At 34.7% G+C, this 12,834-nt stretch carries 8 protein-coding genes; 3 read left to right on the top strand and 5 right to left on the bottom strand.

Going from position 1 to position 12,834, the window contains the following annotated elements; all coding sequences use genetic code 11:
• The first annotated feature begins 29 nt into the window (after window positions 1–29).
• Window positions 30–2,162, top strand: coding sequence for a T9SS type B sorting domain-containing protein (locus ABS764_RS06275; RefSeq protein WP_408080947.1), 2,133 nt, complete (start codon window positions 30–32; stop codon window positions 2,160–2,162).
• A gap of 2 nt (window positions 2,163–2,164) precedes the next feature.
• Here ABS764_RS06275 and folK read toward each other — a convergent pair whose 3' ends face one another.
• The gene (folK, locus tag ABS764_RS06270; RefSeq protein WP_408080946.1) at window positions 2,165–3,304 is read right to left on the bottom strand and encodes a 2-amino-4-hydroxy-6-hydroxymethyldihydropteridine diphosphokinase; all 1,140 of its coding nucleotides are present in this window, start codon (window positions 3,302–3,304) and stop codon (window positions 2,165–2,167) included.
• Between the two features lie 125 nt (window positions 3,305–3,429).
• On the opposite strand from folK, the gene sppA reads away from it, so the two are divergent.
• The gene (sppA, locus tag ABS764_RS06265) at window positions 3,430–5,190 is read left to right on the top strand and encodes a signal peptide peptidase SppA (protein WP_408080945.1); all 1,761 of its coding nucleotides are present in this window, start codon (window positions 3,430–3,432) and stop codon (window positions 5,188–5,190) included.
• Between the two features lie 41 nt (window positions 5,191–5,231).
• Here the strand turns inward: sppA and ABS764_RS06260 are convergent, their stop codons facing one another.
• The 4 genes from ABS764_RS06260 to ABS764_RS06245 form a co-directional block, all read right to left on the bottom strand.
• A complete protein-coding gene (locus ABS764_RS06260) occupies window positions 5,232–6,308 on the bottom strand; it encodes a GntR family transcriptional regulator (RefSeq protein WP_408080944.1) in 1,077 nt (358 codons plus the stop codon).
• 266 nt (window positions 6,309–6,574) lie between these two features.
• The gene (locus tag ABS764_RS06255) at window positions 6,575–8,374 is read right to left on the bottom strand and encodes a prolyl oligopeptidase family serine peptidase (RefSeq protein WP_408080943.1); all 1,800 of its coding nucleotides are present in this window, start codon (window positions 8,372–8,374) and stop codon (window positions 6,575–6,577) included.
• Window positions 8,375–8,415: 41 nt separating this feature from the next.
• Window positions 8,416–9,750 carry a right-handed parallel beta-helix repeat-containing protein gene (locus ABS764_RS06250; RefSeq protein ID WP_408080942.1) on the bottom strand — a complete coding sequence of 445 codons (1,335 nt, stop codon included), beginning with the start codon at window positions 9,748–9,750 and terminating at the stop codon, window positions 8,416–8,418.
• A 105-nt stretch (window positions 9,751–9,855) separates the two neighbouring features.
• Window positions 9,856–10,980, bottom strand: a complete 1,125-nt coding sequence (locus ABS764_RS06245) for a glycoside hydrolase family 88/105 protein (RefSeq protein ID WP_408080941.1) — start codon at window positions 10,978–10,980, stop codon at window positions 9,856–9,858.
• Window positions 10,981–11,212: 232 nt separating this feature from the next.
• Between ABS764_RS06245 and ABS764_RS06240 the strand changes: the two genes are divergently transcribed.
• Complete coding sequence (locus ABS764_RS06240; protein ID WP_408080940.1) at window positions 11,213–12,790, top strand: glycoside hydrolase family 28 protein; 1,578 nt, start codon at window positions 11,213–11,215, stop codon at window positions 12,788–12,790.
• The last annotated feature ends 44 nt before the right edge of the window (window positions 12,791–12,834 follow it).

The raw sequence follows: 12,834 nt of genomic DNA, 5'->3' as shown, positions 1-12,834 counted from the left end.
CATCTCAAAAAAAATAATACTTTTATAATATGAGAACCAAGCTTTTGCATATTATAATAATCATAGTATTATTGATTAAAACCACATGTTATTCAAGCATTATTGATCCGCCAACTATAACAGCAGACGGAAATAATATTTATTGCCCACAAACGTATACAAAGATTGCAGAAAATGTTATTATCTCTAATGATGATGAATCAGAAACAAGTACAGATGCAGTGTATATTCAAATAGCTTCCGGTTACGTAAACGGACAAGATATCTTAAAATTAAATGATGATTATATTGCTGCTCATCCTGCGATAACAAGTTTTTTTAATGTTACTGAAGGCAAGCTTAAAATTTACAGTACTGCCGGCACTTTAGTCCCTTACACTGAATTTATTAAAGCTATTGAAGCCGTGGAGTTTTTCAATTCATCTGCGAGTCCGTCCGGATCAAGGAGTTTTTCAATCAGCATAGGGATTGGAAATTTGAGTTATTTACCCCGAAACGGACATTATTACGAATACGTTCCTTTATATGGAGTCTCCTGGACAAGAGCAAAATACGAAGCTGGTATTCGCAAATATTATGGACTACAAGGCTACTTAGCCACTTTGACAGCTGCCGATGAAGCCCAATTAGCCGGTGCACAGGCTCCAGGTGCAGGATGGATTGGAGGAAGCGATGCCCAAACGCAAGACGTATGGAAATGGGTTACAGGCCCCGAGGCCGGGACAACTTTTTGGATTGGAAAAACCAATGGATATGCAACCGCTCCTTATTATTATGCCAATTGGAACTCTCCTAATGAACCTAATAATGCTACAAATAGTAATAAACCAAATGGCGAAAACTACGCCCACATAACCGCTCCGGCTGTTGGAAGACTCGGAACCTGGAATGATTTACCTGATCAAGGAGATCCTCCAAACGTTATTAATTACCATCCCCGGGGATATATTGTTGAATATGGCGGAATGCCCGGAGATCCTGTATTAAAACTTTCAGCGAGCACCAGTCTTACTATACCACAAATTATCAGTACAACACCAGCTTCAAGATGTGATAACGGATCACTAACTCTAAAAGCAACCGCTTCGGCCGGTACCATAAGCTGGTATGACGCTCCTGCAGGAGGAAATTTATTAGCAACGACTGATAGTTTTACCACCCCTTTTTTATCAGCCACCACCTCTTTTTATGCTCAGGTCACTGACTGTGAATCTACAAGATTAAAAGTTACAGCAACTATCAATACTATTCCAACCTTAAACATCCCTAACACAACAGTTCCTCTATGCGGAACAGGAACTAGTACTTTAACAGCATCTACTGATTTCGGAATTATAAACTGGTACGCGTCTTCTGCCGATACTACCATTTTAGGAAGCGGAGAACAATTCACTAGCCCTGTACTTACTGAAAATACCACTTATTATGCCGAAGCAGTTAATAATGGATGCAGTAGTGGAATCAGAATTCCTGTGAATATTGTAGTATACCCTAAACCCGAAGTAACAGATGAAACTGTCATTTTATGCAAAGAATCTGAAACAGAACTAAATGCCGGATTAACAGATATGCAATATTTGTGGTCTACAGGCGATACATCGGAACAAATTACAGTCAACACTGCTGGTACGTACACTGTAGATATTACTAACCCCGACAATTGTACCAGTAGAAAAACAATCACCGTTTTGGAGCGCAATATCCCTGAAATCAACTATATTGATGTGAATGAAACTACAGTAGTGATTTATCCTAAAAAAGAAGAAAACTATTTTGAATACGCTGTTGACGGTATTAATTATCAAAATTCCAATGTCTTTTTTAATGTTTCAAGCGGTTTACATACGGCTTATATAAGAGAAATTAACTTTTGCGGAACAGCTGTTAAAGACTTTATAGTTATAAATGTTCCAAAATTTTTTACTCCGAATAACGATTCTTTTAATGATCGGTGGGAAATTAACGGACTGCATTTTTACCCCGGAGCTTCGGTAACAATTTTTGATCGCTATGGAAAGTTAATCCATATTTTAAACAGCAACAATCCCAGTTGGGACGGAACTTATCATAAAAAAATGCTTCCTGCTGCTGATTATTGGTATGTACTAAAAATTGATGATTCAGGAACTGAGAAACGGGGTCATTTTTCTTTAAAAAGATAATTTTATTCCTGAATTTTCTTTTGAATTTCGTCTAAAACAAAAAGATAATCCTCTTGATTATTGACAAAATCCCTGTTACTCATATCGATAATTAAAACATCTAAATCGGTTTGCAGATTCAGATAATCCAAATAAGCTTCATTAATTTTTTCTAAATATCCAACCGAAATTCCCTGCTCATAACTTCGTCCTCTTTTTTGAATATTTTTTAACAACTGCTCCGGTTTTTGCAATAAATAAACATACAAATCCGGCTTGGGCATTTCTTTATAAATAATCTCAAATAACTTTTTATACAATAAAAACTCCTGCTCTTCCAGAGTAACTTTTGCAAAAATCAATGATTTAAAAACATGATAATCGGCTACCAGAAAATTGTTTTCTAAATTCAAAAGTTTTAAATTTTCAGAAAGCTGTTCATATCGGTCAGCTAAAAAAGATAATTCTAATGAAAAAGCATACCGTTCCTGATCGGTATAAAATTTCTCTAAAAAAGAATTATCTGCAAACCGTTCAAATAATTTTACACCCTTAAAATCTTCAGCTATTTTACTAGCCAGTGTTGTTTTTCCCACTCCAATATTTCCTTCAAAAGCGATATGTTTTATTTTTTGAAAAAAAATAGCATCCTGTAACGGGTTTTCTAAAGATTCTACTACAATACAGTCTCCCTGATCCGGACAATCGGTTATTAATTCAGCAATTGTTTTGTGAAAAACAGGATGCACCCAGTTGATTTTTAAATCCTGAAAAGGCAACAAAACAAATTTCCGGTTCTGCATTAATGGATGCGGTATGCTAAGCACTTCCGTTTTGATAATTTCCTCATCAAAAGCAATCATGTCAATATCTATAACCCGGGATTGATAACCGCTTTCATTTTTGCGTATACGACCTAACTTTTGCTCAATCGATAATGCTTTCAGAAGAACTTCCTGAGCCGAAAACTGGCTGTGTAAAATTAAGGCACAATTATAGAAAGCATCGCTGTCAAAACCCCATGCCGCCGTTTCATAAACACGGGACAGCCTGATTATCGTTCCTATTTCCTGATGTATCAGGCAAATGCATTTTTTGATTGTTTCGAGTCGGTCGCCCTGATTACTCCCAATGGATAAGATAACCTGATGTTGTGCTTTCATATTAAGCACAAATTAACTAAAGAATTTTAGAAATAACAATATATTTGCATAAAGTGTCAGCATCCTATTTCAATACAACAATCAGGAATGAGAATGTTTTTCACTAATAAATCAAAACTATTATTATGAAGTTTTTAAGTAATGTTATTGCGACTGTTGTAGGGTTGTTTGTATTTATAATGCTGTTTTTCTTCGGAATTATATTCATTGCCGCAATTTTTGGTGGAGAATCAGAAACAGAAAGCCTTAAAAATAATTCAGTAATTGAATTAAATCTTGAAGACATACATTATGACTATGCCGGAAAATACAAAGATCCGTGGATGAGTTTTTTCTCTGAAGAAAAAAATATTGGGCTTTCAGATGTTATAGATGCTATCGATGTTGCTTCAATTGATGATAATATCAAAGGTATTTCCATCTTAAACAACAATTCCCAATTAGGAATGGCACAAACTAAGGATTTGAGAAACGCTTTAGAAAACTTCAAAAAATCAGGTAAATTTATCATGGCTTATGCTAATAGCTATTCCCAAAAAGAATACTACCTGAACTCTGTCGCTAATAGTATTTACTTAAACCCTGTAGGCGAACTTGATTTTAAAGGGTTATCTTCTGAAATTATGTTTTTCAAAGATTTACAGGAAAAAACAGGTGTAAAAATGGAAGTACTCCGACATGGAAAATACAAAAGTGCTGTTGAACCTTTTTTAGAAGATAAAATGAGTGATGCAAACAGAGAACAAACAACAGTATTATTAAACAGCATCTGGAATTCTGTTGCTGCTGATATTTCAAAAAGCAGAAAACTCTCGATCAGCAAATTAAACGAAATAGCCAATGGACTGCTGGCCCGGACTCCTGAAATGGCTAAAAAAGAAAAACTTATCGACCATATTGCCTATGAAGACATTTATCATAATGACATTAAAAAAGCACTAAAAGCAGATACTGAAAAAGATTACAATAAAATATCAATCACTGATTACACACGCAAAATGACTACAACCGCAGTTGTTACAGAAAGCGATAACAAGATTGCTATTATTTATGCTCAGGGCGAAATTCAAAGTGGCGAAGGTGATGTAAATACTATTGGCGAAGGTTCTATGCGCCGTTCCCTGCAGGAAGCCCGAAAAGACAAAAAAGTAAAAGCAATTGTATTAAGAATTGATAGTCCCGGAGGAAATGCACTGACTTCCGATTTGATCTGGAGAGAAGTAGAATTAACTAAAAAAGTAAAACCTGTAGTGGTTTCTATGGGTAATTATGCTGCTTCGGGAGGCTATTATATTGCCTGTAATGCCAACACTATTTTTGCTCAGAATAACACCATAACAGGTTCAATCGGAGTTTTTGGAATTTTACCTAACTTTAATGAGTTATCTAAAAAAATCGGCATTAACACAGAACAGGTAAAAACACATGAAAATGCTGCAAGTTACAGCCCGTTTGTTCCTGTAGATGAAAAATTCAAAGCCGTTACCTTAGAAAGCATTGAACATATTTACAAAACCTTTGTACATCATGTTGCCGAAGGACGAAAAATGAATTTTTCAGCAGTTGATTCTATTGCTCAGGGAAGAGTATGGTCTGGTTCTGAAGCATTAAAAATTGGTTTAGTAGATAAAATCGGAGGTTTGAATGCTGCTGTTGCTGAAGCGGCACGTTTATCAAAAATTAAAAATTACAGCACTCAGAATTATCCTGAATATGAAAAAGATTTCGACGATGTACTTTCTCAATTTCCTTTTGCAAGCAGTAAAAAGAATATAATAAAAGAAGAAATTGGTACCGAAAATTACCAGTTATTACAGCAAGTTAAAAAATTCCAATCCCGAAAAGGAGTCCAGGCGATTATGCCTTTTGAAATTTCGATAAATTAAAAAAAAAAATCGGTTTGAGTTTAAACTTAAACCGATTTTTTTTAAATAGAATTTCTATCAATAAAGTTAAACGGATTTTTAATTTTTCCCGATTCTTTATTTAAAATCATACTGGCAGCAGTCGCTCCCATGACTTTAAAATCAGTTGAAATGACCGTGATTCCCAACAATTCTTTCAAAGGAGTATCATTATAGGATATTACACCTATTTCTCTACCTAATTCAAAATCTTTATCTCTTATTTGTTTAACCAGACTCACTAAATCTGATTCTTCGATTGTAATAAACAAATCTCCTTTTTTCAACACAATATCATCATAAACCTCTCTTAAAATCTCGTACTCTAATCCTGAATCAACACAAAACCTTTTAAACCCGTTGAGAATCCTTCTGGGATAAGGATAAACAGAACTTTCGGGATAAATTAATATTAGTTTATTATATCTTGAAATCTTTTCGATACCTTGTTTTAAAGCACCATAAATATCGTTTTCATAATCCTGACAAACTTCAATTATGGAATCTTCAATTCCTTTATTATTATCTAAGATGACTAATTTTTCTTTTGGAATTTTATTAATTGCCTGTAAAACGCTCTCTCCCGAACTAAAGTGGGTTAAATTATCCGTTTTAAAATGAGGCATAATTACATAATAATCATATACTCCTATATATTTATCAATTAAATTAAGGAACAATGTCTGATCACAATGGTAAATGTGTAAATCTGTCTGAGAATTTCCTCCAATATTATTTATAAAGGAATTGTAAATTCTCATTTTATAAGAACTTAACTTATTGATTAAAAAAAGTACATTAACTTTTGCAATTAACTTGGTACGTGTTACATAATATCCCTTACCTCTGATAGGAGTTATTATCTTTCTTTTTTTCAGAATATTATATGCTTTTTCAACTGTGTCCCGTGAAAGATAAAATTCCTCACTAAGCATATTGATAGAAGGCAACTTTTGATCCATCTGTAATTTGCCTGTAGAAATACTATCAATTATCGAGTCTACTATCTGTTTGTATTTTGGGATTCTTGAGTTTTCACTTAAACTCATTGAAAATGAAACTCCCTCATCAATCATCTCTTTTGTCAAAAACTTTTCCATTTCCCTATAAATTAATTTTACTTTTCCATACGAACAATTCTCTTTTCAATTTAAAAAAAGAGAAATTAATATCTCCAAATAAACCCATGTAACCAATTACCAAATATAAAAATAATTTTACTATAAAAAATAAAAAGTCCAAAAATAAAACAAAATCACTATAATTTACGAAAAAATATATCATATACACAAAAGCCGGATTGATTGTGTAAAAACTAATCAAACCGGCTTTAAAATTTATGTAGCGATGTTAAATAAAAAATTTATTATTTCATTAACTGCGTAAGTACTGATTTTGGTATTTCTAAAACAGTTCCGTGACGGGTTCCTGAAGGGAAACTAATTTTATCCGAAACATCTTCCCAGCCGGTTCCTGTTTGTTTTAAAGCACCGTATTTATGATCTCTGTACTTATCAAAATACACCATCCACTTTCCGTCTATTTTAATAGCTGTTGGCCCTTCCGCCCAGTATTTTCCTGTAATTGGAGTACTGGCTTTTGAATAAGGTCCTGTTAATTTATCACTATATGCTACTTTAAGATTTTTTTGCACAGGAACTTTTGTTTCATCTTTTAAAAACATAATATATCCTTTATCATCTTTCATAATTGAAGAATCAATTACATTAAAACCGGGCTCATAAAGTAATTTTGTCGGCGCATAAGTTTTAAAGTCCTTCGTAGTTGTATAATAAATTCTGTGATTATAGCCGGTATCTTCAGTAGATTGTGTTTCAGGAAATTTTCCTGTTATAGTACTCGCCCAGTAAATCATATATTCTTTATTTACTTCGTCATAAGTAATTTCAGGAGCCCAGGTATTACGTGTTCCGTTTTCATGAGCCATAACAGGTAAAAATTCCTGTTTTGACCAATGGATTAAATCTTTTGAAGAAGCATATCCTATCCCTTTATCAGTCCAGCTCACTGTCCATACCATATGATACAAGCCATCACCTCCTTTTATAATACAGGGATCTCTCATAAGTTTATCTTTACCTACTTCCGGAGTCAGAAACGAAGCATCGTTTTTCAAAGATTGCCATTTATATCCATCTTCACTGTAAGCGAAATGTAACCCATCTTCACCATTTCCTTTGAAATAAGAAAAAAGATAAACCGGTTTTTCAGCTATTATTTTATTAGCCGTTAACCAATGTTCCAAAGCTTTTGGCCAATCGGTATTTGTACCCACTACCCCAAGTCCGAAACCATGACCTCCATTTTGATAAATATGCATTTCGGCAGGAACTTTATTCTTTTTCAAAGCCATATAATAATTAATACTATTCTCTACCGGAACAGCACCATCATCTGTCGCATGAATTAAGAATGTAGGCGGTGTATTTTCATTTACTTCTTTTTCATTCGAATATTTAGCAATCAAATCAGCCGAAGCTGTTTTTCCTAAAAGGCTTTCTTTCGAACCATTATGTGTAATTCCGTTTTCCATAGAAATTACCGGATAAATCAGCATCGAAAAATCAGGACGCGCACTCATATCATCCTTAGCATCATATACTTTATCCAAATAATGAGTGGAAGCCGTTGCGGCTAAATGACCTCCTGCCGAGAATCCGATGATTCCAATTTTACCCGCATCCAAGTTCCATTTTTCAACATTTCTGCGAAGAACACGAATAGCTTCTTGTGCATCCTGTAATGGCCCCACCGTTTTATCCTTCATGATATCATCGGATGGCAAACGGTATTTTAATACAAAGGCCGAAACCCCAATAGAATTAAACCATTCAGCTACTTTTATTCCTTCTTTATCAATAGATAAAACTGAATATCCTCCTCCGGGACAAATAACAACTGCCGCATTTTTAGATGATTTGTTTTCAACCAAAAACGGCATTAACGTTGGTTCAGTTACCTTTCTGATTCCTGTTCGGTTGCCTTTTGAATCCAATCTTGGTTCTTCTTTGTAAGCTTCATTTTTAATTGCTCCCGGAACCTTATCCCACAATGCAAATGCTGCACTCTCCTGAGAAAAGCCATTTAGTGAAAATCCCACTAAAAAAGCAATTCTAAAAAATAATCTTTTGTTTACTTTAATCATATTTTATTTCATTAATTGTATCCTTTTTATAAATAATCTAATTATTGTCTTTCAAAACATCCTAAATCCGGTGCGTTACCTTTAAATGAAAAACCTAAATCAATTCCCGCATCTAGTAATTTACTTAAAGGTGTTAATATTAAGAAATCAGTGTCGGGCAAACTTCCATCTGCCTGACGCGGAGCCATCAATAATTTTTCATCAAGACTCCTGAAATCAGAAGCGGTTACATTTATATTAGCCAAATCAAAAGAATTGTTTTTCAATACACAACGGGATTTATCAATATTTGCTAACTCCCTTACTTTAGCATCAAACCCCAGATTATTAACTAATTCATGATTCCATCCGGGACCGTCCGTTCCAAAATCAACAGGATTTAGAGCCAGACAATTAAGCATATCATAATTTATTCTGTTTTTATAAGCCGTATTATTGTGCCAATAATTACCTTCTAAATGATGATTCGCATAAAATCCGCCTTGTTTATTTCCGACAGCAAGACAAAAACGGATTGTGTTTTTGGGAATTGGAGTGAAATTAGCAATTACATTGCTGTACGGATTTCTGCCTTTAGCATAACCACCTGCCTTAAACCCGTTTCCATCAGCTCTGGACACAAAATCAGGAGTATAACCATTATAAAAAGCCCAGCAGTTTTCTATCAAAACGGGTTCGGCATTATTGATTAAATCAAAGCCATCATCACTATTAAACCACGCACGACAACCTCTGAAAACATTATTGATATCTCCTTTTTGAAGGTGAGCACCAAAACCATCGGTATTACCACCCTTTCCTCCTTCGGAGACAGAATCCCAGTTGTTGTAAGCATCGCAGTTTAATATCAGATTATTCGAACCACTCAGCATATAAACTCCAATAGCCATATTATCATGCATATTGAGTTGTTCCAGAACATTATGACTTCCGCGAACTTCAAAACATTCTGATTGAGTGTGGGTTTTAATTGTTACCTGAACACCTCTAACTTCTATTCCTTTTATTCGAATATAATTTGCATTTACTAAAAAGGCGATGATGCGTTTTCCGGCAGGCTTAATGTTTTTATAATCAAAAACCGGTTTTTCATTTTTATAAGCCAGATAAGAAATTCCGTTTTTATCTAATTTAGTAACATATGCCCAGATGCCTCTTGACTGTGCAATTTGTTCCTCTCTCATCGAATAATTTCCTCCTCTTATAAAAACCGTATCACCTGAACCGGCTAGCTGCTGTGCTCTTTGTATCGTTTCAACAGGATTTGTAATTGTTCCGTTATGAGCATCATTTCCCGAAGGAGCAACATAGAATTCTTTTGCAAAAAGAAAAAAGCTATTCAAAAGCAGTACGGTACTAAGGATTCTACATTTCATTTTACAAATAATTAATTTTTATTAAAAAGGGAAGTCTTTTAAACTTCCCTTTTCTATTATAAACTCTGTCTACTCTACACAAAGCAAGTAAAACAGCATTTTTAATTATTCCATTTTGTAAATTTCTGATCCGGCTAACAAGAAACAACCCAAACCATAATCTTCAAAATCAGGAATTTTATCATAGCTTAATGGCATACCATCTTTTGGTTCTTTTCCTGTAGATTGAAGGTATCCTAGAAATCCATTTTTGTGCAAACTCTCAGTGGTTAATGCTTTCCAGGCTTTTTCAATAACCGGCAAATAGGTTTTCTTATCTAAAAGACCATTGTTAATTCCATAAGCAATTCCATAAACAAACAAAGCAGTTCCTGACGCCTCTTTTTCTCCATAATTATTTGGATCATGCAAACTTGCATTCCAGAAACCGTCGGCTCTCTGAATAGGCACTAAGGCTTTTGCCATTGCTTTCAAATCTTTTACATATTGTGCTCTGTGAGGTGCATTTTCAGGAATGATGGTTAACACTTTTGCCAATGCTCCAATTACCCATCCGTTTCCGCGGCTCCAGTAACAGTCTTCTCCGTTTGGTTCTTTATAAGGAGGATCAAAATCGGCATCACGCCACCATAATCCGTCTTTTGGATTGAATAATCCATTATCCCCGTGTTTATTTCTGGAAAACATATACATTTCATACATTTTCTCATAATACTTATTATCATTTTCTAAAACACCCATTTTAGCAAAAACCGGCATCCCCATCTGAATAGCATCAATCCACGACCAGTCGTCATTTTGTGGAGTATTCAGCAACATATTAATATTTGCTCTCGTATTTTTAAGTTTTTTAGCATCCGGTTCTAAATTATACAAATCAATATAGGTTTGAGCTGCACAATAATTATCGGCATTGCGTGTGGTATTTCCACCTCTGAACCCCCATTTGTGGAATTCTGCCCAGTCGTAAGCATATTTATAATAAGCTTCTTTTGGATAGATTTCGTGCAAAGCCATTAATCCTTCATAATATACTCCGCGTGTCCAGATATTACTTGGGCGTTCTGTATTAGTGATAATTGTTTTTCCGGTATCTGGCCATTTGTCCATGAAATATTTATTAGCCAATTCCATTTGAGCCAGTACTTCCTTCTTGTTAAAAGGATTTTGCGCACTCAAAGCCGAATTGTATAATAAAAAAGAGGTAACGATTAAAACCAGTTTCTTCATTTGTTTATTTTTTGTGAATTAATAATAAATTTAAAGTTCCTATTTTTGATAAAAATAATTAATTAGGTAAAAATAGCTTAAGAGTCTCGCTTTTCCGTCCTGTAGCATCCTGCTAAATTAAAATTTATAATCAATTTTCGGCATAAAAATTGCGATTCGGACACAGAAATTAAAAAAATACTGCCTCTCAATATTTTTTGCCTGAAATTTTCAAAAACAAACATTCACTAAAATGAACCGATTAAAAACGATTACAGTACTCACTTCAACAATGTTAATCCTGCTTTGTTGCAATACAAAGAAAAACTTAAAGACAGCAACTGAGACCATCAACATCATGACCGAAAATGAAGTGGGTGTAAAAATGCTTCCTGACGAAATAGAACCGGTCAAAGCTCCTTTTGCCACCATCAATTTTGAAAAACCTCTATTCCCTTCTGAAAAAATAATTTTAAAATTATCTGCTACAGAATTAAACACTGCAAAAATTCAAAAAGCAATTGACGACTTAAGTACTAAAGGTGGCGGAACGGTTATTGTTCCTGACGGAAAATGGCTCACCGGAAGAATCCAGCTGAAAGATAACATTAACTTTCACTTAGAGAATGACGCTCAATTAATTTTTAGTGGCGAAATAAAAGATTTTCTCCCGGTTGTTTTTACCCGAATTGAAGGAATTGAAGTGATGTCTCTGGGTGCTTGTATCTATGCTAATGGAGCTACCAATATTGCCGTTACCGGAAAAGGAAAGCTTGTTGGACCTCAGCCGGGATCTATTCGTGACCGCATTTTAACAAAAGACGTGATTGATAATGTGATTGATCCCAAAACACCCGTTTCTGAGCGAATTGTTGACGGAAAAAAACAAGACTGGATTTTCCCTCCCATGTTTATTTCGCCTGTTAATTGCAAAAAGGTTTATATCGAAGGTGTTTCATTATCCAACACTGCTTTTTGGAATATTGTTCCTATTTACTGTGACAATGTCATTATTCGGGGTGTTACAGTAAATTCTGCCGGAATAGCCCGCGGTGACGGAATTGACATAGAATCCAGCAAAAATGTATTAATTGAATATTGCAATCTGAGCACCGGTGATGATTGTTTTACCATGAAAGCCGGCCGTGGAGAAGATGGCATCAGAGTCAACAAATCAACCGAAAATGTAGTGGTACGTTATTGCCTGGCTTTAAAAGGACATGGCGGAATCACCTGCGGAAGCGAAACAGCAGGAATGATTCGAAACCTCTATGTTCATGATTGCGTATTTAATATAGAAGGAGTTGGCATCCGTTTTAAAACCCGAAGATCACGTGGTGGAGGTGGCGAAAACATAACCTATGAACGCATCAGAATGAATCTGGAACAAACAGCTATCAAATGGGATATGCTGGGTTCTTCCGGCAGTGTGGGTGACCTAGCAGATCGCTTACCGGCAAGACCCATTAATAAACTGACTCCAAAATTTCGAAATATCACAATCAAAGATATCATTATCGAAAACTGCTCCACTTTTATAAAAGTTTTTGGAATTCCCGAATCTCCGGTAACCAATTTAACGATTAAGAATGCCAATGTGAATTGCACCGAATTATTTAACGCACATGATCTTAAAAATGCTGCTTTTCAGAATATGTCAATTACAACCAAAGATTCCTCTTTATTTTTATTAGATTCTAAAAATATTGTTTTTGACAACATTGATTTTAATACACCTGAGTATGTAAAACTGGCTATCAAAGGTGGCTCTTCTGATTCGATTATTGTTCGTTCCTCTAAAAACATTCAAAACAAAATATTTTTAAAATAAGGCTATTAAAGCAAAAAACCTTCCCAATTGTAATCTTATTCAAA

The organism is Flavobacterium plantiphilum (genome assembly GCF_046000495.1).
GTDB classification, from domain to species: domain Bacteria; phylum Bacteroidota; class Bacteroidia; order Flavobacteriales; family Flavobacteriaceae; genus Flavobacterium; species Flavobacterium plantiphilum.
Note: the sequence above shows the minus strand (reverse complement) of the source record. Positions and strands in the feature narration are given on the sequence as shown.